Raw genomic sequence first — 20,749 nt, forward strand, 5'->3', positions numbered from 1 at the left:
GGAATAGCCGGGATGTCCTCACGAGGTCGGCGCATCGCTTACGTGTTCGGCGCCTGAGTGCAATGATCGTCCAAGACGTCAGAACAGGAGCCGCAAGACCAGCAATGTCAGGGCCGCCATGATCCCGGCCAGGATGTCGTCGAGCATGATGCCGAGTCCGCCCTCGACGCGCTCGTCGATGACCCGGATCGGCCAGGGCTTCCAGATATCGAAGAGACGGAAGGCGAGGAAACCGGCCAGAACCCAGAGCCAGCCATGGGCGCCTGTCAACAGGCTGTAGGGCACGACCAGCATGGTGATGAAGAAGCCGACGAACTCGTCCCAGACGATGGCCGAGGGATCCTTGGCGCCGAGTTCGCGGGCAGTGCGATCACAGGCCCAGAGACCGATGACGGTGAAGAGGACGACCAGTCCCAGATAATAGGGCCAGGCGAGCGGACTCATCAGGAGATAGACCGGGATCGCGGCCAGTGTGCCGAAGGTTCCGGGCGCCTTGGGTGCGAGTCCGGAGCCGAAACCGAAGGCGATCCAGTGGTGGAGCTTGCGACTGTCGAAGCCCGTGGAACGAGATGCATTGGAATCCGTGACCTTTGGCATGAGGCGGCTTCTAATCGGTGCGGTCGTTGGCGACAGGAAAATGATCATAGCCCAGCGCCGGCATCATCAGTCGACCGCCATCGGTTCGACGGAAGTCCAAGCCGGCGTCAGCGCGAATCCAGCCGACTCGGGTCAGCGGCAGTCCAAGTTCCCCGGCCAGTCGCTCGACGTTCGGAATATGCGCGGGCGGGATGCAGAAGCAGAGTTCATAGTCGTCGCCGGAGGCGAGCGGCAGCGACCAGTCGTCCGTCAAGGCGACGACCCCGGCGACCTGGGGTGTCAGCGGCAGGCGCTCCAGCTCCAGATCGGCGCCGACGGCGGAGGCGCGGAGGATATGCCCGAGATCGCCCGCCAGACCGTCCGAGAGATCTATCATCGCCGAGGCGATGCCGCGCAGATGCCGACCGAGTTCGACCCGCGGCTCGGGGCATTCGAGACGGTGCCGCAGTTCGGGCGCGACCGGCTCGCCGGCCAGCATCCGGCGCAGTGCCAGACCGGCATCGCCGAGTGTACCGCTGACGAAGACGGCATCGCCCGGACGCGCGCCCGAGCGCCGGATCGCCGTTCCAGTCGGTACCAGACCATGCACCTGAACCGCTACGCTCAGCGGACCGCGCGTGGTATCGCCGCCGACCAGACGCATCCCGTGCGCACTCGCCAATCGCCCGAAGCCGACGGCAAAGGCGCGAATCCAATCTTCATCGGCGGCGGGTAGGGTCAGGGCCAGGGTCGCCCAGGCCGGCTCCGCGCCCATGGCCGCCAGATCGCTGAGCCCAACCGCCAGCGACTTGTACCCGATGTGTTCGGGATCACAGTCGGCGAAGAAATGCACGCCGGCCGAGAGCGTGTCGATGCTCACGGCCAGCACCTGTCCGGACGGGATCTCCAGCAACGCGCAGTCGTCACCCACGCCGAGCACAACGTCCGGGCGCTCAGGGCCGAGCGCGGCGAAACAGCGGCCGATCAGATCGAACTCGGACACAGCGACCGGCTCAGAGCTTGCGATCCATGTCGCCGGCCTTGCATCGGGCGATCTTGTCGAGCACGCCGTTGACGTACTTGTGCCCCTCGTGTGCGCCGAGCAGCTTGGTCAGCTCGACGGCCTCATTGATGGCGACCCGGTCCGGGATGTTGTCCGAGAACAGGATCTCATAGGCGCCGAGCCGCAGGATCGCCAGCTCCACCGGATCGACCTGGCTGATCGGACGGTCGAGGAAGCGGTCGAGCTGGGCGTCGATCGCCTCGATATGGGCCGGCACGCCGCTCAACAGCTCGTCGAGCAGTTCGACGTTGAAGTTGAAGCGATCTTCGGTGGCCAGCTCGTCCTCGTCGCTCACGCCATTGAGCGAGGCGGCGACGGCATCGAGCCATTTGGGGTCGTCGAGCAGATGGCGCTTGATCGACATGGGATCGTCGCCGGTCAGACGCCATTGATAGAGCACGAGCGCGGCATAACGGCGCGACTGACTGCGCGGACTGATCGGACGCGGGTTCTCGGATTTGGTCATGTCAGTTCGATCTGTCTCAGCAGATTCACCATCTCCAGGGCGGACATGGCCGCCTCGGCGCCCTTGTTGCCGGCCTTGGTGCCGGCGCGCTCGATGGCCTGTTCGATGCTGTCGACGGTCAGCACTCCGAAGGCGACCGGCAGGCCATGCTGGAGGCTGACCTGAGCCATGCCCTTGACGCACTCGCCGGCGACATAGTCGAAGTGCGGCGTGCCGCCGCGGATGACGGCGCCGAGCGCGATGATGGCGTCATAGCCGCCCTTGGTCGCGATCCGCTCGATGGCCACCGGCATCTCGAAGGCGCCGGGCACGCGCACGATGGTCAGATCCGACTCGCTCGCGCCGTGACGCAGCAGCGCGTCGATCGCGCCCTTCTCCAGACTCTCGACCACGAAGCTGTTCCAGCGGGACACCACCAGACAGAAGCGGGCCTTGTCGGCGCGCAGGGCGCCCTCGATCGTTGTGATACTCATCACCTGATTCCTGAAAATCGCTACAAACCTTTACGAAGCGGACCGGCCACCCGTGTATTCGACCACTTCCAGATCGAAGCCGGAAATGGCATGCATCGCCTTGGGCGCGCTCATCACCCGCATCTTGCGCACCCCGAGATCGGCGAGGATCTGGGCGCCGATGCCGTAGGTGCGCAACTCACCACGATCCTGTCGCACGGGCACCGGATCGTCGCTGTCGTGGAACTGGAAGTCCTTGAGCCGGCACAGCAGATCGGCGGGATGGTCGCGCGTGCGCAGCACCACGATCACGCCCTCCCCCGCCTCGGCCACCTGGCGCATGACGTCGCGCAACGGCCAGCCGCAGGCGTTATGCGTGGTGTCGAACAGATCGCACAGCGTATTCTGCAAATGCACACGCACCAGGGTCGGACGCTCGGGGCTGATCTCGCCGAGCGTCAGGGCCAGATGGATCTCGTTGTCGATGGTGTCGCGATAGGCGACCAGATCGAAGGTGCCGTGCACCGTCGGCAGCTCGCACTCACACTCGCGGATCACCGCCGTCTCGTTGCGCATCCGGTAGTGGATGAGATCGGCGATGGTGCCGATCTTGATGCCGTGCGTCTGGGCAAAGACCTCCAGATCGGGCCGGCGCGCCATGGTGCCGTCCTCGTTGAGGATCTCGACGATCACCGCCGCCGGCGTCAGCCCGGCCAGCCGTGCCAGATCGCAACCGGCCTCGGTGTGTCCGGCCCGTACCAACACCCCGCCCGGCTGGGCCATGAGCGGGAAGATGTGGCCCGGCTGGACCAGGTCACGGGGACCGGCGTCGGGCGCCACGGCGGCGCGGATGGTGGTGGCGCGGTCGGCCGCCGAGATGCCGGTGGTCACACCGCGCGCGGCCTCGATGGAGACGGTGAAGGCGGTCGAATGGGCGGCCTGGTTGTCGCTGACCATGAGCGGCAGGTGCAGCCGCTCGCAGCGCTCCTTGGTCAGGGTCAGACAGATGAGGCCGCGCCCGTACTTGGCCATGAAATTCACGGCCTCGGGTGTGACGCAATCGGCCGCCATGAGCAGGTCGCCCTCGTTCTCGCGGTCCTCGTCGTCCATGATGATGACCATCTTGCCCGCACGCAGGTCGTCGATGATCTCCTCGGTCGTGTTCAGGCCGGTACTGCTCATAGGTCTTGGTTCATTCGGTTGTTCGTGTAGGCAGGCCGGAGACCCCGTCACTTGACGAAGCCGTGCTCGGCCAGGAATTGCAGCGTCAGGCCCGACGCCTGTGGGTTGGCGGCCTGCTCGCCGAGCAGCAGACGCTCCAGATAACGGGCGATCAGGTCGACCTCCAGGTTGACCCGCGTGCCGGGGCGATAGTCGCCGATGATGGTCTCCTGGATGGTATGGGGCACGATGTTGAGTTCGAACATCGCGCCCTCGACCCGGTTGACGGTCAGGCTGGTGCCGTCGACGCAGATCGAGCCCTTGTGAGCGATGTAACGCGCCAGCTCATCCGGCGCCTGGATGCGCAATCGCCAGGAGCGCGCGTCCTCATGACGCTCCAGGAGCGTTCCGACCCCATCGACGTGTCCGCTGACCAGATGTCCGCCGAGCGGTGTCGACAGGGTCAGCGCCTTTTCGAGATTGACCCGCGAGCCGGGCTTGAGCGCGCCGAGCGTGGTCAGGGTCAGGGTCTCGCGCGAGACGTCGGCGGCGAAGCCGCGCTCGGTCAGCGCCACGGCGGTCAGACAGACCCCATTGACCGCGATGCTGTCGCCCAGGACGACGCCGTCGAGCGGCAGTTTGCCGGTATCGATGCCGAGTCGCACGTCGCCGCCGCGCGGCTCCAGACGCTGAATCAGACCGACCGATTGGATGATGCCTGTGAACATGGGTGGATTGGGTCTTCTCGGTATGGGGATCTCGCGTGGACCGGCGTCGACGGAGATCGTCACAGGAAAGGCTTCATAGATTCGGACGCGCCCGGATGCGCAGATCCACGCCGATGCGCCGGACCTCCAGGATTTCCAGGGCGACGCGATCGGCCATGGTATCGATCCCCGGCAGATCGAACAGCCCCTTGGCCGCCTGCCCCATGAGACAGGGCGCCTGATAGAGCAGGATCTCGTCGACCAGCCCGGCGCGCACGGCCGCGCCCGACAGGGTCGATCCGGCCTCCAGCAGGACTTCGTTGATCTCGCGCCGCGCCAGCTCCGTCATCAGGGCCGCCAGATCGACCCGACCGCCGCGCTCCGGTAGACGGATCAACTCGGCCCCGGCCGCCTCGAGCGCGGTCGCGGCCCCGTTCATGAGGCCGATCCCGGCGATCAGCGTGCGGCCCGGAAGCCCGAGCATCCGTGATTCGGGCGGCGTGCGCCAATAGCTGTCGACCACGATGCGCCAGGGTTGACGGACCGGCTCGTCCGGCTCCATACCCGGCAGCTCGGCAGAGGTCAAGCGCACGTTCAGGCTCGGATCGTCGCCCAGCACCGTGCCCAGTCCAGTGACGATGGCCGAACTGCGCGCACGCCAGCGTTGCACGTCGCGCCGCGCGGCCTCGGAGGTGATCCATTTGCTCTCGCCCGTGGCCAGGGCCGTGCGGCCATCGAGACTGGCACCCAGCTTGCAGCGCACATAGGGCCGCCCCTGCTCATGGCGCTTGGTGAAGCCCGGATTGAGCGCGCGCGCCTCGGACTCCAGACAGCCGACCTCGACCGCGATGCCCGCCTGACGCAGACGTTCGATCCCGCGACCGGCGACGCGCGGATTGGGATCGACCATGGCGCAGACGACGCGCGCCACGCCGGCGCCGACCAGGGCCTCGGCGCAGGGCGGTGTGCGCCCGTGATGCGAGCAGGGTTCCAGGGTCACATAGACCGTGGCGCCGCGCGCGCGTTCGCCTGCTTGCGTCAGCGCCAGCGGTTCGGCGTGCGGCTCACCGGCACGACGATGCCAGCCTTCACCGACCACCTGCCCATCGCGCACCAGCACACAGCCGACGCGCGGATTGGGATCCGTGGTGTAGCACCCGCGCTCGGCCAGCCGGATGGCGCGCGCCATATGGAGTCGGTCGCGACCCTCACCGTCCGGAACCGGGCGTGGACCGGCCATCAGTCGTCCGGCTCCAGATCACCGAGCAGATCGAGCTGCCGGCGACTGAGTTCGGGCGCCGGCTGGCGCTCCAGACGCTCGATCTCTTCGCGGAAGGCCGCCACGTCCTCGAAATGCCGATAGACCGAGGCGAAGCGGACATAGGCGACCTGATCGATCCGGCGCAGCTCGTCCATGACCAACTCACCGACCCGCAGTGCCGGTAACTCGCTCTCGCCGCTCGACATCAGTGAACGCTGGATGCGCGCCACCGCCCGGTCGACCTCCTCGGTGCTCACCGGGCGTTTTTCGAGCGCCCGCATCATGCCGGCGCGCAGCTTCTGGCTATCGAAGGGCACGCGACTGCCGTCGCGCTTGACGATGCGCGGCAGATTCAGCTCGACGGTCTCATAGGTCGTGAAGCGCTCGCCGCACAGCTCGCACTTGCGCCGTCGGCGCACCTGATCGCCCTCACCCGCCAGACGCGAGTCGACGACCTTGGTGTCCTGTGCACCGCAGAAGGGGCAGCGCATGGGTCAGCCTCCAGCCGTCGGCGACCGGCGACCGGTCGGCACGACGGCATGGGAAGGCAATGGCAACGAACCTGATGTCATACCTGCATCCGGCGGGATCGCGTCAGCGATGGAGTCAATGGCCGTAGACCGGGAAACGCCGGCAGAGATCCAGCACCCTGGCCTTGACGGCTTCGATGACCGCCGGTTCGCCGCGCGCGTCGATCAGATCGCACATCCAGCCGGCCAGCTCACGCGCTTCCTCAGTGCCGAAGCCACGGGTGGTGATGGCCGGGGTACCGATGCGGATGCCGCTGGTGACGAAGGGCGATTGCGGATCATTGGGGACGGCATTCTTGTTGACCGTGATGTTGGCCGCGCCCAGCCAGGCGTCGACGTCCTTGCCGGTCAGCCCCTGGCGGATGAAGCTGACCAGGAACAGATGATCGTCGGTGCCGCCGGAGACGACGTCGTAGCCGCGCGCGATGAAGACCTCGGCCATGGCGCGGGCGTTGGCGAGCACCTGGGCCTGATAGGTCTTGAAGCCCGGCTCCAGCGCTTCTTTGAAGGCCACCGCCTTGGCGGCGATGACGTGCATCAACGGACCGCCCTGAGTGCCGGGGAAAACCAGCGAGTTGAGCTTCTTCTCGATCTCGGGGTTGGACTTGGCCAGGATCAGACCGCCGCGCGGGCCGCGTAGGGTCTTGTGGGTCGTGGTGGTGGTGACGTCGGCGATTTGCACCGGACTCGGATAGAGTCCGGCCGCGATCAGACCGGCCACATGCGCCATGTCGACCAGTAGATAAGCGCCCACACTGTCGGCGATGTCGCGGAAACGCTGCCAGTCGACGACGCGCGAATAGGCCGAGAAGCCGGCGACGATCATCCGCGGCCTGTGCTCATGGGCCAGACGCTCGACCTCGGCGTAATCGATCTCGCCGGTCTCGGGATTCAGGCCATATTGCACGGCGTTGTAGATCTTGCCCGAGAAGTTGGGCTTGGCCCCATGCGTCAGATGTCCGCCGTGGGCCAGGCTCATGCCGAGCACGGTGTCGCCCGGTTCGCACAGGGCCATGTAGACGGCGGCATTGGCCTGGGAGCCGGAGTGCGGCTGGACGTTGGCATAATCGGCGCCGAAGAGCTGCTTGGCACGGTCGATGGCCAACTGCTCGGCGACGTCGACATGCTCACAGCCGCCGTAGTAACGTTTGCCCGGATAGCCCTCGGCATACTTGTTGGTCAGCACGCTGCCCTGCGCCTGCATGACGCGCGGACTGGTATAGTTCTCGGAGGCGATGAGCTCGACATGCTCTTCCTGTCGACGCTCCTCGTCCTGGATGGCCGCCCAGAGTTCCGGGTCGTAATCGCTGATCTGTTGGGTCTTCTCGAACATGGTCTGTCGCCTCGGGCGCCGAAAAGCAGTGTAGTGTATCGAGTTTTGACGATGGCGTCGCGATTTGCTTGTAAACCAATGGCCGGCTACTTTTTCGCCGGATGCCTGTCTCGACCGAGTCCCTATCTCCAAAACACCTTCAGGAGCCCTGCATGACAAGCACGACCGAATTTGCGCGTCCCCTGATCGCGTCAGCGATGGGTCTGGCCATCCTGACCGGCTGCTCGGGTATGCAGCCCACGCCCATGATGCCGACCTACCCCGCCCAGGTCGGCGGCCGGGGCGGCGTCTCGATGGAGGCCGACAGCCTCTGCCGCCAACAGGCCTATCAGGCCGCCGAGCAGGCCAAGCAGGATAATGTCAACAAGGAGGTCGCCTTCACGGCCATCGGTACCATTGCGGGCGCCGTGATCGGCAATCAGATCCAAGTCCCGAGCCATGGCGGTCCAGGACCAAGAGGACCGGGCGGACCTGGTGGTCCCGGTGGCCCCGGTGGCCCAGGTCGCCCCAGAACCCATGACATGGCCGGCGCCGGCGCCCTGGCCGGCGCAGCCACGGGGGCGGCGCTCAGTCAGGGCACCCTGCAAAACACCCAGCAGGTCTATGACGTCTACTACAACAACTGCATCGAACGCTATCGCGCCTATCGCTAGCGCCTGATCACAGCGCGCATGATGCCCCGCATCCGCCGCCGGGACGTCACGCGCGCCCAACCGTCGACACGACAGGGCGATCACGGGTCGCCGCGCCAACACAGGAGACGATCCTCGCGCCATGGATACCCTCGAATCCTATCAAACCCAGCTCGCCGACCCCGACAGCCGGTTCATCGAGGTCGGCGGCTTCCGGCTGCACTACAAACGCCAGGGATCGGGTGAAACCCTGATCCTGTTGCTGCACGGCAGCTTCCTGAGCCTCAAGTCCTGGTCCGCCGTCATGGCTCCCCTGGCCGAACGGGCCACTGTGGTGGCCTTCGATCGGCCGGTGTGCGGACTGACCTCGCGTCCATTGCCCAAACGTGGCGACAGGGGGCCATCGCCCTACAGCGCCGAGGCGCAGGGCGAACTGGTCGCGGAGCTGATCGCGGCGCTGGGCTTCGAGCGCGCCATCCTGGTCGGCAACTCGACCGGCGGCACCATCGCACTCATGACGGCGCTGCGCCGGCCCGAGCGCGTCCAGGGCCTGATCCTGGTCGATGCCATGGTCTACAGCGGCTATGCCACCAGCGAGGTTCCGGCGCCTGTGCTGGCGATGATGCGCGCGCTGAAGCCGGCCTTCACCCGTCTCATGGGCTTCATGATCGATCGGCTCTACGAGAAGGCGATCCGCAAGTTCCGGTACCGCCAGGAGCGCCTAAGCGACGCGACCCTCGCCGAGTTCAAGCGCGACTTCATGCTCGGCCCCTGGGACAAAGCCTTTCTCGAACTCTTTCTCGCTACCCGACGGCTGAATCTGGACGCCCGGCTCGGCGGGTTGGCCATCCCGACCCTGGTCGTGACCGGCGAGCACGATCGCGCCGTCAAGCCGGAGGAGAGCGAGCGTTTGGCCAAGGCCATCGCCGGGGCCGAGCTACAGGTCATCGCCGACGCCGGCCACCTGCCGCAGGAGGAACGCCCCGAGGCCTTCCTGGCCGCCATCGACGGTTTTCTGACCCGGGCCGTTCGATCTTTTGAACTCTGAGCGAGAGAGCATCCGGGGACTCGACAATCTAATCGAGCGATGGCTTTAGCGATGCCCGTCCGGCCGACAGGTACTCCGTCACGCGCGCCAGATCGTCCGGGGTGTCCACCCCAGGTCCGGGCGCCTCGGCGGCCAGCCCGACATGAATGGGGGCGCCATGCCAGAGGGCGCGCAGTTGTTCGAGCGACTCGGCGATCTCCAGCGGCGCGGGCGCGAGCCTGACGAACCGGGCGAGAAAGGCGGCCCGATAGGCATAGAGTCCGATGTGGCGCAGAAAGTCGACCGATGTGGGAAGGTGGGCCTTGTTGCCCAGGAACTCATCGCGATGCCAGGGGATGGGGGCGCGCGAGAAATAGAGCGCAAAGCCGGCCGAGCTGATGGCGACCTTGACGACGTGCGGATCGAAGAGCGTGTCGATGTCCTCGATCGGATGGGCGAGCGTGGCCATGCCGATCTCACCTCGCGCGGCCAGATTGGACGCGACCTGATCGATGAGCGCCGACGGCATGCAGGGTTCGTCGCCCTGGAGATTGACGACGATGGTGTCATCGCTCCAGCCGCGACGCTCGATCACCTCGGCGACCCGATCCGAACCGCTGCGATGGGTCGACGCCGTCATCTCGACGGCGACGCCGAACGTCTCGCAGACCTCCCGGATGCGCCGATCGTCGGTGGCGACCAAGACCTCACCGGCACCGCTGGCCTGGGCGCGCTCGACGACGCGCTGGATCATCGGCTTGCCGTCGATGTCGAGCAGCGGCTTGCCCGGCAGACGGGTCGAGCCGTAGCGGGCGGGGATGACGACCTTGAACTCTCTGTCCATTCAGTGACTCGCTCTGAGTTGATCGGTTTTGCGGAGAAGGTGCGACTCGAAATCCGGGTCCAGGATTGCCGTCACCGGCAGCATCCAGTGATCGCTCGCGGCGAAGGGCGCGCACTTGACGGCGTCCTTCTCGGTCATGACGACGGGCAGGCCGCGCCAGTGGTCGGCGTCTTCCGCGCGGTAGCGATGATGATCCGGATAGGGCCGGCGCTCGACCGCCAGACCCGCCGCCTCCAGTTGCCTGAAGAAGGGTTCGGGATGACCGATACCGGCGACGGCGTGTACCCGCTGTTCGCTCAGGTCCGACAGCGGGCGACGTCGGGTCGGATCGCGCAGATTCACCAGCTCGCCGGGGTGTAGCTGCATGTGGTGGCCCGGTCCCGCACCGCCCTTGTGGAGCACCAGATCCACGTTGTCCAGTCGCTCGAGCGGCTCGCGCAACGGACCGGCCGGGAGGCAGTGTCCATTGCCGAAGCCGCGCATGCCGTCGATCAGGACGATCTCGAGGTCGCGCGCCAGCCGATAGTGCTGGAGACCGTCGTCGCTGACCAGGATGTCGCAGTCGCTCAGCTCGATGGCCAGACGTCCGGCCGCGACCCGATCCGGCCCCGCGACCACGACACAGCCCGAGCGACGCGCGAGCAGGACCGGCTCGTCGCCGACCCGGTCGGGATCGGACTCGGGCGTGACCCGTTGCGGCCAATGCTCGGCTCGGCCGCCGTAGCCGCGCGTGATGATCGCCGGTGTCCAGCCCTGGGCGCGCAACAGTTCGACCAGACGCAACACCAAGGGTGTCTTGCCGGTTCCGCCGACGGTGAGATTGCCGACCAGAACCACGGGCACGGGCAGTCGTTCGCTGGCCAGCCAGCCCTTTTGGTAGGCGATGCGTCGGACACGGACGATGGCGCCGTAGAGCCAGGACAGCGGCAGCAGGAGCCAGGTGAGCGGATGGCGGCGACCATACCAGATGTCTGTTGGATTCGGCTTGATCGTTGCTTTCCTCGGTTGATGCAGGCGGCATGCGTATCGCAGTCTGTCAGAGTCTCGAAGCGCGCGGCTGCGCCTGTATCCATTCCTTGAGGGCGGCATTCATGCGCGTTTGCCAGCCGGGACCGGACGACTGGAAATACGCCAACACATCCCGATCAAAGCGGATCGTGGTCGACCCAGGCGCGCGGCTCTATGAAGAGAAGCACGTCGCAGGCAGCTCGTTGAACTGCAACCGATGCAGCCGCGCGTAATACCCACCGAGCGCCAGTAGCTCCGGATGACGCCCCTGCTCGACGATCCGCCCGTCCTGCAACACCAGGATGCGGTCGGCACTCTCAATGGTCGAGAGCCGATGCGCGATGACCAGCGTGGTGCGACGCGCCATCAGCGTCTCCAGCGCCGCCTGGATATGACGCTCGGCCTCGGTGTCCAGCGCCGAGGTCGCCTCGTCCAGGATCAGGATGGGCGCGTCCTTGAGCATGGCGCGCGCGATGGCCAGACGCTGGCGCTGACCGCCCGAGAGCAGCACGCCCTTGTCCCCGATCAGGGTCTCGAACCCCTGGGGCAGCGCCTGGATGAATTCGAGCGCATGGGCACTGGCCGCGACCCGCTCCAGCGCCTCACGGCTCGGCGGCTCGGCACGCCCATAGGCGATGTTGTTGGCGACCGAGTCGTTGAAGAGCACCACGTCCTGACTCACCAGCGAGATCTGAGCACGCAGGCCGGCGAGCGTCAGCTCCCGGATCGGGACGCCATCGATGCGGATCTCACCGACCGTGGGATCATAGAAACGCGGCAGCAGATTGGCGATGGTGCTCTTGCCGCTGCCGGAGCGCCCGACCAAGGCCACCTTCTCGCCCGGCTCGATGACCAGATCCAGCCCCTGCACCGCCGGTGCCTTGTCCTCCGAATACCGGTGACTGACGCCGCGATATTCGACCCGCCCCTCGACGCGCTCCAGGCTCCGGGTGCCGGTGTCGGATTCCTTCTCGGCATCGATCAGTTCGAACAGGCTCTCGGCGGCGATGATGCCGCGCTGCAACTGACCATTGACCGCCGTCAGCCGCTTGACCGGCGGCAGCAGCAGCCCCATGGCGACCACGAACGACATGAAGGTGCCGACCGAGATGTTCTCCTTGAGCCCCTGCATGGTCGAGAGATAGACCACCACCGCGATCGCCGCCGCCGAGATCAGCTGCACCAGCGGCACGCTCGCCGCCTCGGTGGCGATCATCTTCATCTGGAGCGAGCGGGTCTTCTCGTTGATGAGCCGGAAGCGCTGCGACTCGCGCGCCTGACCGCCGAACGCCTTGACCAGCCGCTGACCGTCGATCACCTCCTGGGCGACATGGGTCAGATCCCCGACCCGATCCTGGATACGCCGGCTGTGGCGCCGGAAGCGCTTGGTGGCGTACTTGACCGCGCCGGCCATCACCGGGCCTATGACCAGGAAGATCAGCGACAACCCGGCGTTCAGATAGAGCATGTAGGCCATGAGCCCGATCACGGTGAAGCCGTCGCGCACCAGGGTCGTGACCGCCGAGGTCGCGGCATTGGCCACGTTCTCGACGTTGTAGGTGAGCTTGGCCAGGATGTGCCCCGAGCCATGGGTGTCGTAGAACCGCGCCGGGGCGCGCAGCAGATGTTCGAACATCTCCTGACGCAGATCGGCCACCACCCGCCGCCCGACCCAGCTCAGGAAGTAGGTGTTGACGAACCCGGCGATGCCGCGCACCACGAACAACCCCACCAGCAGCCAGGGCATGAGCCGCACGATCTCGATGTCGCGATCGACGAAGCTGCCGTCGATCAACGGCTTCATCATGGCCGCAAACAACGGCTCGGTGACGGCGAACACCAGCATCCCGGCGATCGACAGCCCGAAGATGCGCCAATAGGGCCGGACATAGCCGAGCAACCGCCGATAGACGACACGCGCGTCTTTCGGGGAGATCACCGCGTCCCGACTCATGGCGCGGCGCCGTCCGAGCGGGTCGCGGCGAAGGCGAGGCGGGTCAGACCGGCCTGACTGGCCGCGTCCATGGCGGTCATCACGGCCTGATGCGGCGTGGCGGCATCGGCCTGGATCAGCACCGGGATGGCGCTGTCCTCACCACGGCGTTCGGCGAGCAGACGCACCAGGGTCGCCGTCCGGGTATCACTGACCTCCCGATCGTCGACGAAGAAGCGCCCGGCCCGGTCGATGACGATCCGGATCATGGCCGGTTCCCGGGCCGGGATGTCCTCGCCCTGGGCCTGCGGCAACTGCACGCGCAAACGCGCCTCGTCCTTGAAGGTGGTCGAGACCATGAAGAAGATCAGCAGCAGGAAGACGACATCGATCAGGGGCGCCAGATTGATGTCGACCGGCGGTCGGCGCTGCGGACGCAGATTCATCGCGACGCCTCGCCGGTCGCCTCGCGCTCGCCCTTGAGCACCTCGACCAGCCGCAGTGCCTGTTCCTCCATGTCGAGCGCGATCCGCCCGACCTTGCTGTCGAAGAAGCGGTGGAACATCAACGCCGGGATGGCCACCGAGAGTCCGGCGGCGGTGGTGATGAGCGCCTTGGAGATGCCGCCGGCCAGGATACCGGCATTGCCGACGCCCGCCTCCATGATGACCCCGAAGACGTCGATCATGCCCAGCACGGTGCCGAGCAGACCCAGCAGGGGCGCGATCGCGGCGATGGTGCCGAGCGTATTCAGGAAGCGTTCGAGCTGCGCCACCACATGGCGTCCGGTGTCGTTGATGGCCTCCTTCATCACCTCGTGCGAGTGATGACGGTTGACCAGACCGGCGGCCAGGATGCGCCCGAGCGGCGAGCCGTCACGGATCTGGGCGATGGCGACCTCGTTGAGCCGCTGCTCCTGATGCAGGCGCCAGATCCGCTCGACCAGCCGCTCCGGCATGATGCGCGAGCGGCGCAGCGTCCAGGCGCGCTCGATCACGATCGCGGTCGCCAACACCGAACAGGCCAGGATCGGCACCATCAGCCAGCCGCCGGCATACATGAGTTCAAGCAAGGACAGTCTCCTCCACGGTCTGCAAGCCCTGGGCGCATCGTCTATTTCAGACCGAGCATGATACTCGAAGCACGCCCCGATCGACATGAACACATTATGCCTGGATGCTCGACTGGACAGATCCGGGGAGATGGTCTATCTAAATCCTCTATGGAAAAGCTGAAACCCTGACTTATTGACGACGTCCCGAGCGAGGCCGGCTGTCCGCGCTTCGCCCCGGACATCCGGGTGCATGGGATCGTCTATTACGAATCGGGCACGGCCCGTGCCAGTCAGGGCTGGGGCGGCGCCCGCCTTCAGGGCGCGGTTCTGTGGGAGGGCGATGTCCAGGCACCGGCGCCGGACCAAGGCCCAAACCACGGCCATCAATCTGGTGCTCGACAAGGTCGAGGAACTGCGTGATCTGGCCGCCGGCGGCGAGACGCTCCAGGACGGGGAGGACGTCGCCGCCGAGCGACCGGGAGACAGCACCAGTTTCGCGCGTTCCTGGATCATCCGGCCCGGCGCACAGCCCGGCGTTGAGGAGGTCCGGGTCGTCGCTCGCTGGGAAGGCGCAGGGGGCGAGCTCCGGACGACCGGCCTGCGCACCCTGATCGTCCCCTGAGTTCGAGCGATCGCGGTTTGAAAATCGCCGACGAGCGACCACATCGGGGAGGAATCCTTCAGCAACCAGTCAGGCGATTCGAGCATGGACTATCTGAGCCTTTCACGCGCCGCGCGGCTCGTGGGCGTCACCCGCGCCGAACTCCAGGCCCGCATCCGGCGCGGCGAGATCCCGACCTTCGAGGGCGCGGTGGCGATCAACGATCTATTGCGCGCCTATCCGAGCCTCAGCCTCGCCAACGACGACGCCCTGGAGCGGACCACCCGCATCAAGACGCTTGCCCACCCCAAATTCAACAACACCGGCGAAACCACACTGCCCGATCCCTCCGTTCTGCTCTCACGGCTCCAGGGATTGAGCGCCGGTCTCGCCGACCGTGCCGCGCGGCTGGAGGCGGCCACGGAACTGCTGGACCAGGTCGGCGAGCAGGTCGACGAACTCTGCCGGCTGCCGCGCGGTCGGCTCGAGGAGTCCCTGCTCGCGCTGCGCGACTGGCTGCGCGGGGAACGCGCGCGGCTGGCCGCCGACGCCGATCCGGACCGGCGCGCCCGACTCATCGTCAAAGATGCCTTTTTGCGACTCATGGCCGCCAACGTCAAACTCATACCCAGCGGGCACGACTTCTTCGTCGAGGGCAACGAATCCATTCTCGAGGCCTCGGTGCGCGCCGGCCTGACGCTCAACTACGGTTGCTCCAGCGGCAACTGTGGCGGCTGCAAGGCGCGCGTGGTCAGCGGCGAGACCTGGCGTCTGCGTGAGCACGACTATGTGATCAGCGAGCGCGAGAAGGCCATGGGCTATATCCTGACCTGCTCGCACACGGCTGTGACCGATCTGGTGCTGGAGGCCGCCGAGGCCAATCGGGTCGAGGATCTGCCCTACCAGGAAGTCCGCGCGAGTCTGCGCAAGCTCGAACGGCTCGGGCCGGATCTTGTCGCGCTCAACGTCCAGACCCCGCGCACCCAGACGCTGCGCTTCATGGCCGGACAGCGGGCGATCCTGACCCTGGAGAGCGGCGAGTCGCGCGAGCTGCCGATCGCCAGTTGTCCCTGTAATGGGCGCTATCTGTGGTTCTATGTCCGGCGTCAGGCGGATGCCTTTTCGGAGGCGGTGTTCGGCGGGCTGCGTCCGGGACAGCTCGTCACGGTCAGCGGACCGCTCGGCGACTTCGTGCTGCACGACGAGGCGTCGGAACCGGCGATCTTCATCGCTCACGGCGACGGCATCGCGCCGATCAAGAGTCTGATCGAGCATGCGGTCTCGATCGACCACATCGAGTCGTTCCAGCTCTATTGGGACACATCGTATCCGGAGGCCCATCATCAGGCCCAGTGGGGACGCGCGCTGCGGGATGCGTTGGACAACTTCGGTTTCACGCCGCTGGTGAGTGGGCGTGCGGAGGATCTGATCGCGTTGATTCGCTCCGATCTGCCCGAGCCGACCGGGGCGCGCTTCTATGTCGCCGGGCCGGCCGAGCCGGTCAGGGCGACGCGCGCGGCACTACTCGCCCAAGGTGTCGAGGCCGAGCGGATCGCGACCGAAGAGACGGCCACCTGATCGCGCTCGCTCGTAGCGTTCAGGCCGCCCTTGGCCTGGACTGCTCCGGGGGCAGGAACACCGTGCCCTTGCCGAAGCGGTTGACCGCGACATCGCGCACCCAGCTCGGGGCATCGGCATAGAGGCGGATATAGGTGTAGCCCAGATTGCCACGCACCTTGGAAGCCACCCAAGCGTCCAATTCTCTGTGTCTTTTTTCCATCGCACTGACTCCGAACGAACGTCTGTCTCTCCTCACTGGAGCCTGGGAGACGACCTCGGGGGCGTATCCGCCCGCACGGCTCCGACTTCCTGAGTCGTTCGGGCTTGAGAGGCGCGAGCGCTCAGTGTTATTGAGTCCCAAGAATATGTTTTCAGTGGCGGGTGTTCAATAGTCGGCATGAGAGCGCATGCCCGACCCGATACGGCAGATCCGGGGCACATCTTGCGCCAAACCCAGAGATTCACTGTAATCACCACGCGCGCGGCTTGGTTCGATGGCTACCGAGCGGAAGACGATCCGGATGCCCGGACCGCTCTGCCCGCTGATGCCGACAGCGGATACTATCAATCGAAGAATCTGAGATCGGCTTCATGGATCTACCCAATGACCAGGACATCGCGGGCTGTCTGATCCGCGATCGTCACTCCATCCGGTCGCGTCTGCGCAATCTGCGCCGACGCGCGCGAGCCGGTCAGCCGATCGACGATGGTCTAAGCAAGCTCTGGGACTGTATCCGGGCCTCCCAAAGCGTGGTCGCCCAGCGTCAGGCACTGGTGCCCCGGATCGAGTATCCGCCGGAACTGCCGGTCAGCGAGCGGCGCGACGAGGTCGCGGCACTGATCGAGCGCCATCAGGTGATCGTGCTCTGCGGCGAGACCGGCTCGGGCAAGTCGACCCAGTTGCCCAAACTGTGTCTGGATCTGGGACGCGGGCGGTTCGGACGCATCGGCCATACGCAGCCAAGGCGCATCGCCGCGCGCAGTCTGGCCAGTCGGGTGGCGCAGGAACTGGGGGTCGAGAACGGCGGACTGGTCGGCTACAAGGTGCGCTTCCATGATCGCGTGCGCCCTGAGACCGCGATCAAGCTGATGACCGACGGGATGCTGCTGGCCGAGATCCAGCAGGACCGTTGGCTCAACGAGTACGACACACTCATCATCGACGAGGCCCACGAGCGTGGGCTGAACATCGATTTCCTGCTCGGCTATCTCAAGGGACTGCTGCCGCGCCGGCCCGATCTCAAGCTGATCGTCACCTCGGCCACCATCGACCCCGAGCGTTTTGCGCGCCATTTCGCCGACAGCGAGCGTCGGCCCGCGCCCATCATCGAGATCTCGGGTCGGACCTATCCGGTCGAGGTGCGCTACCGTCCGCCCGAGGAAGAGAGCGCCGCCGAGTGCGACGAGCCGATGCAGCGCGCGATCTCGGACGCGGTCGAGGAGCTGGCGCAGGTCGGGCGCGGCGACGTGCTGGTGTTCCTCTCGGGCGAGCGCGAAATCCGCACCACCGCCGAGACGCTGCGCAAGCATCATCCGCCCTCGACCGAGATCCTGCCCCTGTTCGCCCGTCAGGGACCGCAGGAGCAGGCGCGCATCTTCCAGCCGCACGGCACGCGCCGGGTGATCCTGGCCACCAACGTGGCCGAGACCTCGCTCACGGTGCCGGGCATCCATTACGTCGTCGATCCGGGCTTCGCGCGCATCAGCCGCTACAGCCATCGCACCAAGGTCCAACGGTTGCCGGTCGAGCGCGTCTCGCAGGCCAGCGCCAACCAGCGCAAGGGACGCTGCGGGCGCGTGGCGGCCGGTGTCTGCATCCGGCTCTACAGCGAGGACAATTTCCAATCGCGCGCCGCATTCACCGAACCCGAGATCGCGCGCGCCAATCTGGCCGCCGTCATCCTGCAGATGAAGCTGCTCGGCTTCGGCGCCATCGAGCACTTCCCCTTCATCGACAAGCCGGATTCGCGGCTCATCAACGACGGCTATCGCACCCTGGAGGAACTCGGGGCGCTCGACGAGGCGCGCGAGCTGACCGCGCTCGGACGTCAGCTCGCGCGCCTGCCGGTCGATCCGCGCATCGGGCGGATGCTGCTGGCGGCCGGCGAGCATCAGTGTCTCTCCGAGGTGCTGGTGATCGCCGCCGCGCTCAGCGTGCAGGATCCGCGCGAGCGTCCGCACGACAAACAGCAGGCCGCCGACGAGATCCATGCCGGCTTCAGCCATCCCGAGTCGGACTTCATCACCTTTCTCAACCTCTGGCACTTCCTCGACAAAGAGCGCCGGCAGCTCTCGCGCAACAAGTTCGTCAAGCTCTGTCAGCGTCACTTCCTGTCCTGGAACCGGGTGCAGGAGTGGCGCGACATCCAGGCCCAGTTGCGCGAACAGATGCTGGAGATGGGCTTCAAGGAATCCGCCGCTACCGCCTCTCAAGCGCCATCACTGGATGCTGACGCCTACGAAAAGATCCACCGCGCCCTGCTGGCCGGCCTGCTCGGCAACATCGGTTTCCGCGAGGCCGAGCGCGAGTTCCAGGGCGCGCGCAACAGCCGCTTCCTGATCCATCCGAGTTCCGCCCTGTTCGCCAAGCCGCCGAAATGGGTGATGGTCGCCGAGCGGGTCGAGACCACGCGCCGGTACGGACGCATCGCCGCCGCCGTCCAGCCGGGCTGGATCGAGCGCGCCGCCGGCCATCTGCTCCAGCGCAGTTATTCCGAACCGCACTGGCAGGCCAAGTCCGGTCAGGTCGCGGCCTTCGAGAAGGTCACGCTCTTCGGCGTCACCCTGGTGCCCAAACGGCGCGTCAACTATGGCCCGATCAACCCGGCCGAGGCGCGCGAGATCTTTCTGCGCTTTGCGCTCACCGAGGGCGATTTCGACACCCGCGCACCCTTCTGGCGTCACAACCGCGAGCTGATCGAGTACGTCCGGCATCTGGAGTCCAAGTCGCGCCGGCGCGATATCCTGGTCGATGAGGAAGCCATCTACGCCTTCTATGCCGAGCGGGTACCGGCGGGGATCTACTCGACGCCTCAGTTCGAGCGCTGGCTGCGTCAGGTCACGCGCCGGACGCCCAGGATCCTGCATATGCGGCTGAGCGATCTCATGCGCCATGAGGCGTCGGAGATCAGTGCGCAGTCCTTCCCCGATCAGCTCCAGGTGGGCGCCACCGCACTGCCGCTCGAATACCGCTTCGAGCCGGGCGCGGCGGCCGATGGCGTGACTCTGGTGGTGCCGCTGCCGCTGATCAATCAGGTCTCGCCCGACCGGCTCGACTGGCTGGTGCCTGGGCTGATCGAGGAGCGCATCACGGCCCTGCTGCGCGGTCTGCCCAAGACGCTGCGCAAGGCGTTCGTGCCGATCCCGGACACGGCCAAGCGGCTGGCGGCGCGGCTGGTACCGTCCGACCGGCCGCTGATCCAGGCGCTGGCCGAGGAGATCCGGGCCATGAGCGGCGTCCGGATCCCGGAAGACGCCTGGGATCAGTCGGTGATCCCGCCGCATCTGCGCATGAAGATCCGGCTGGTCGACGAGTCGGGGCAGGCGCTGGCCGTGGGCGACGATCCGCTGGCGCTCAAGCGGCGGTTCGCGGCGCAGGGTGCTCAGGGGTTCACCCGGATTCCGAGTGCCGCCCCCGCTCTGGAGCGCGAGGGGGTGACACGCTGGACCTTCGGCGACCTACCCGAGTCGGTGGATCTGACGCGCGCCGGGATCAAGCTACGCGGCTATCCGGCGCTGGTCGATCAGGGCGAGAGCGTGGCGATCCGGGTGCTCGACTCGACGGAGAATGCGGCGGCCGCGCATCGGGCGGGACTGCGGCGGCTCATCATGCTGCATCTGGGGGCCGATATTCGCCAACTGCGTAAGCAACTGCCGGATCTGGATCGGATGCGGTTGCAATATGCCAAGGCGCCGATGCCGACGACTCAGCCCGCCGATCTGGCCGATGAGCTGATCGCGCTCATCCTGGATCTGACCTTCATCGAAGATCAGCTGCCGATCCGCGCCCAAGCTGTCTTCGAGCAGCGTCTGGCCGTCTGCAAGCCTCAGCTTTTTCCGACGGCCAACACGGTCTGCCGGCTCATCGGGACGATCCTGGGCGAATACCAGGCACTGCGCAAACGTCTGGCCAGCATCAACCAGGTCAACTGGATGCCCTCCGTGCTCGACATCCGCGATCAGCTCGACGCACTGGTGTTCCGGGGTTTTCCGCAGACCATCCCCTATGTCCATCTCAAGGAGTATCCGCGCTATCTCAAGGCGATCGGACAGCGCATCGAGCGTCTGGCCCATGCGCCCGATCGCGACCGACGCTGGATGAGCGAGATGGCCGGAATCCAGTCACGCTGGCGCGAACGCGAGACGGCGGCGCGCGCGGCCGGTCGTCAGGATCCGCGTCTGGACGAGATCCGCTGGCTATTGGAGGAATTGCGCGTCTCGCTCTTCGCCCAGCAGCTTGGCACCGCCTGTCCGGTGTCGGTCAAACGCATCGAGGCGCGTTGGAAGGAGCTGGGGCTGTGACATTCGAACGCGCGTTGCAG

21 protein-coding genes are annotated in these 20,749 nt (G+C 66.4%); 5 read left to right on the top strand and 16 right to left on the bottom strand.

Annotated features, from left to right (window positions below; genetic code table 11):
* Positions 1 to 78: 78 nt before the first annotated feature.
* The 9 genes from Atep_RS10280 to glyA all read right to left on the bottom strand — a co-directional run bounded on the left by Atep_RS10280 (position 79) and on the right by glyA (position 7,549).
* On the bottom strand, positions 79 to 597 hold the full coding sequence (locus Atep_RS10280; protein ID WP_213378444.1) for a phosphatidylglycerophosphatase A family protein: 519 nt from the start codon (positions 595 to 597) through the stop codon (positions 79 to 81).
* Between the two features lie 10 nt (positions 598 to 607).
* Entirely contained in the window at positions 608 to 1,579 is a 972-nt protein-coding gene (thiL, locus tag Atep_RS10285) for a thiamine-phosphate kinase (protein WP_213378445.1), read from the bottom strand.
* 10 nt (positions 1,580 to 1,589) lie between these two features.
* A complete protein-coding gene (gene nusB, locus Atep_RS10290; RefSeq protein ID WP_213378446.1) occupies positions 1,590 to 2,105 on the bottom strand; it encodes a transcription antitermination factor NusB in 516 nt (171 codons plus the stop codon).
* On the bottom strand, positions 2,102 to 2,578 hold the full coding sequence (gene ribH / locus Atep_RS10295) for a 6,7-dimethyl-8-ribityllumazine synthase (protein ID WP_213378447.1): 477 nt from the start codon (positions 2,576 to 2,578) through the stop codon (positions 2,102 to 2,104). The genes nusB and ribH overlap by 4 nt, the downstream gene beginning before the upstream one ends.
* Before the next feature lie 30 nt (positions 2,579 to 2,608).
* Positions 2,609 to 3,739 carry a bifunctional 3,4-dihydroxy-2-butanone-4-phosphate synthase/GTP cyclohydrolase II gene (gene ribBA / locus Atep_RS10300; protein WP_213378448.1) on the bottom strand — a complete coding sequence of 377 codons (1,131 nt, stop codon included), beginning with the start codon at positions 3,737 to 3,739 and terminating at the stop codon, positions 2,609 to 2,611.
* 47 nt (positions 3,740 to 3,786) lie between these two features.
* Positions 3,787 to 4,446, bottom strand: coding sequence for a riboflavin synthase (locus tag Atep_RS10305; RefSeq protein WP_213378449.1), 660 nt, complete (start codon positions 4,444 to 4,446; stop codon positions 3,787 to 3,789).
* A gap of 73 nt (positions 4,447 to 4,519) precedes the next feature.
* The gene (gene ribD / locus Atep_RS10310) at positions 4,520 to 5,665 is read right to left on the bottom strand and encodes a bifunctional diaminohydroxyphosphoribosylaminopyrimidine deaminase/5-amino-6-(5-phosphoribosylamino)uracil reductase RibD (RefSeq protein ID WP_236786123.1); all 1,146 of its coding nucleotides are present in this window, start codon (positions 5,663 to 5,665) and stop codon (positions 4,520 to 4,522) included.
* Positions 5,665 to 6,177, bottom strand: coding sequence for a transcriptional regulator NrdR (gene nrdR / locus Atep_RS10315; protein WP_213378450.1), 513 nt, complete (start codon positions 6,175 to 6,177; stop codon positions 5,665 to 5,667). The genes ribD and nrdR overlap by 1 nt, the downstream gene beginning before the upstream one ends.
* Positions 6,178 to 6,292: 115 nt before the next feature.
* A complete protein-coding gene (gene glyA / locus Atep_RS10320; protein WP_213378451.1) occupies positions 6,293 to 7,549 on the bottom strand; it encodes a serine hydroxymethyltransferase in 1,257 nt (418 codons plus the stop codon).
* A gap of 152 nt (positions 7,550 to 7,701) precedes the next feature.
* Here glyA and Atep_RS10325 point away from each other — a divergent pair, with 152 nt between their 5' ends.
* Both Atep_RS10325 and Atep_RS10330 read left to right on the top strand, forming a co-directional pair.
* Entirely contained in the window at positions 7,702 to 8,202 is a 501-nt protein-coding gene (locus Atep_RS10325; RefSeq protein WP_213378452.1) for a YMGG-like glycine zipper-containing protein, read from the top strand.
* Between the two features lie 121 nt (positions 8,203 to 8,323).
* Complete coding sequence (locus Atep_RS10330; RefSeq protein WP_213378453.1) at positions 8,324 to 9,229, top strand: alpha/beta fold hydrolase; 906 nt, start codon at positions 8,324 to 8,326, stop codon at positions 9,227 to 9,229.
* 28 nt (positions 9,230 to 9,257) lie between these two features.
* On the opposite strand, the gene kdsB is transcribed toward Atep_RS10330, so the two are convergent.
* Genes kdsB through Atep_RS10360 form a run of 6 tightly spaced genes read right to left on the bottom strand, consistent with a single transcriptional unit; the run spans position 9,258 to position 14,065 of the window.
* A complete protein-coding gene (kdsB, locus tag Atep_RS10335; protein WP_213378454.1) occupies positions 9,258 to 10,052 on the bottom strand; it encodes a 3-deoxy-manno-octulosonate cytidylyltransferase in 795 nt (264 codons plus the stop codon).
* Positions 10,053 to 11,042: a tetraacyldisaccharide 4'-kinase gene (gene lpxK, locus Atep_RS10340; protein ID WP_213381543.1), complete on the bottom strand. Its 990-nt coding sequence runs from the start codon at positions 11,040 to 11,042 to the stop codon at positions 10,053 to 10,055.
* 46 nt (positions 11,043 to 11,088) lie between these two features.
* Positions 11,089 to 11,208: a BrnA antitoxin family protein gene (locus Atep_RS17155; protein ID WP_213381546.1), complete on the bottom strand. Its 120-nt coding sequence runs from the start codon at positions 11,206 to 11,208 to the stop codon at positions 11,089 to 11,091.
* A gap of 24 nt (positions 11,209 to 11,232) precedes the next feature.
* On the bottom strand, positions 11,233 to 13,014 hold the full coding sequence (gene msbA, locus Atep_RS10350; protein WP_213378455.1) for a lipid A export permease/ATP-binding protein MsbA: 1,782 nt from the start codon (positions 13,012 to 13,014) through the stop codon (positions 11,233 to 11,235).
* Positions 13,011 to 13,439: an ExbD/TolR family protein gene (locus Atep_RS10355; RefSeq protein ID WP_213378456.1), complete on the bottom strand. Its 429-nt coding sequence runs from the start codon at positions 13,437 to 13,439 to the stop codon at positions 13,011 to 13,013. Before Atep_RS10355 ends, msbA begins: the two co-directional genes overlap by 4 nt.
* Entirely contained in the window at positions 13,436 to 14,065 is a 630-nt protein-coding gene (locus tag Atep_RS10360) for a MotA/TolQ/ExbB proton channel family protein (RefSeq protein WP_213378457.1), read from the bottom strand. Before Atep_RS10360 ends, Atep_RS10355 begins: the two co-directional genes overlap by 4 nt.
* A gap of 322 nt (positions 14,066 to 14,387) precedes the next feature.
* Here Atep_RS10360 and Atep_RS10365 point away from each other — a divergent pair, with 322 nt between their 5' ends.
* Positions 14,388 to 14,669 (top strand): hypothetical protein, encoded by a 282-nt coding sequence (locus Atep_RS10365; protein ID WP_213378458.1) that lies wholly within the window; start codon positions 14,388 to 14,390, stop codon positions 14,667 to 14,669.
* A gap of 84 nt (positions 14,670 to 14,753) precedes the next feature.
* Complete coding sequence (locus Atep_RS10370; protein WP_213378459.1) at positions 14,754 to 16,226, top strand: 2Fe-2S iron-sulfur cluster-binding protein; 1,473 nt, start codon at positions 14,754 to 14,756, stop codon at positions 16,224 to 16,226.
* Positions 16,227 to 16,245: 19 nt separating this feature from the next.
* Here Atep_RS10370 and Atep_RS10375 read toward each other — a convergent pair whose 3' ends face one another.
* Positions 16,246 to 16,428 (bottom strand): hypothetical protein, encoded by a 183-nt coding sequence (locus Atep_RS10375; RefSeq protein WP_213378460.1) that lies wholly within the window; start codon positions 16,426 to 16,428, stop codon positions 16,246 to 16,248.
* Between the two features lie 371 nt (positions 16,429 to 16,799).
* Here Atep_RS10375 and hrpA point away from each other — a divergent pair, with 371 nt between their 5' ends.
* Positions 16,800 to 20,729 carry an ATP-dependent RNA helicase HrpA gene (gene hrpA, locus Atep_RS10380; protein WP_213378461.1) on the top strand — a complete coding sequence of 1,310 codons (3,930 nt, stop codon included), beginning with the start codon at positions 16,800 to 16,802 and terminating at the stop codon, positions 20,727 to 20,729.
* Positions 20,730 to 20,749: the final 20 nt, after the last annotated feature.

Origin of the sequence: Allochromatium tepidum (assembly GCF_018409545.1) — a bacterium.
Lineage (GTDB): Bacteria > Pseudomonadota > Gammaproteobacteria > Chromatiales > Chromatiaceae > Thermochromatium > Thermochromatium tepidum_A.

What these genes read in the sequence shown, in the direction of transcription:
- Atep_RS10370 (WP_213378459.1), top strand. Translation starts at nt 14,754, where the DNA reads ATGGACTATCTGAGCCTTTCACGCGCCGCGCGGCTCGTGGGCGTCACC.
- glyA (WP_213378451.1), bottom strand. Translation starts at nt 7,549, where the DNA reads ATGTTCGAGAAGACCCAACAGATCAGCGATTACGACCCGGAACTCTGG.
- msbA (WP_213378455.1), bottom strand. Translation starts at nt 13,014, where the DNA reads ATGAGTCGGGACGCGGTGATCTCCCCGAAAGACGCGCGTGTCGTCTAT.
- Atep_RS10330 (WP_213378453.1), top strand. Translation starts at nt 8,324, where the DNA reads ATGGATACCCTCGAATCCTATCAAACCCAGCTCGCCGACCCCGACAGC.
- ribH (WP_213378447.1), bottom strand. Translation starts at nt 2,578, where the DNA reads ATGAGTATCACAACGATCGAGGGCGCCCTGCGCGCCGACAAGGCCCGC.
- hrpA (WP_213378461.1), top strand. Translation starts at nt 16,800, where the DNA reads ATGGATCTACCCAATGACCAGGACATCGCGGGCTGTCTGATCCGCGAT.
- Atep_RS10325 (WP_213378452.1), top strand. Translation starts at nt 7,702, where the DNA reads ATGACAAGCACGACCGAATTTGCGCGTCCCCTGATCGCGTCAGCGATG.
- ribBA (WP_213378448.1), bottom strand. Translation starts at nt 3,739, where the DNA reads ATGAGCAGTACCGGCCTGAACACGACCGAGGAGATCATCGACGACCTG.
- Atep_RS10280 (WP_213378444.1), bottom strand. Translation starts at nt 597, where the DNA reads ATGCCAAAGGTCACGGATTCCAATGCATCTCGTTCCACGGGCTTCGAC.
- nusB (WP_213378446.1), bottom strand. Translation starts at nt 2,105, where the DNA reads ATGACCAAATCCGAGAACCCGCGTCCGATCAGTCCGCGCAGTCAGTCG.
- Atep_RS10305 (WP_213378449.1), bottom strand. Translation starts at nt 4,446, where the DNA reads ATGTTCACAGGCATCATCCAATCGGTCGGTCTGATTCAGCGTCTGGAG.
- kdsB (WP_213378454.1), bottom strand. Translation starts at nt 10,052, where the DNA reads ATGGACAGAGAGTTCAAGGTCGTCATCCCCGCCCGCTACGGCTCGACC.
- ribD (WP_236786123.1), bottom strand. Translation starts at nt 5,665, where the DNA reads ATGGCCGGTCCACGCCCGGTTCCGGACGGTGAGGGTCGCGACCGACTC.
- Atep_RS10355 (WP_213378456.1), bottom strand. Translation starts at nt 13,439, where the DNA reads ATGAATCTGCGTCCGCAGCGCCGACCGCCGGTCGACATCAATCTGGCG.
- nrdR (WP_213378450.1), bottom strand. Translation starts at nt 6,177, where the DNA reads ATGCGCTGCCCCTTCTGCGGTGCACAGGACACCAAGGTCGTCGACTCG.
- Atep_RS10365 (WP_213378458.1), top strand. Translation starts at nt 14,388, where the DNA reads ATGTCCAGGCACCGGCGCCGGACCAAGGCCCAAACCACGGCCATCAAT.
- Atep_RS10375 (WP_213378460.1), bottom strand. Translation starts at nt 16,428, where the DNA reads ATGGAAAAAAGACACAGAGAATTGGACGCTTGGGTGGCTTCCAAGGTG.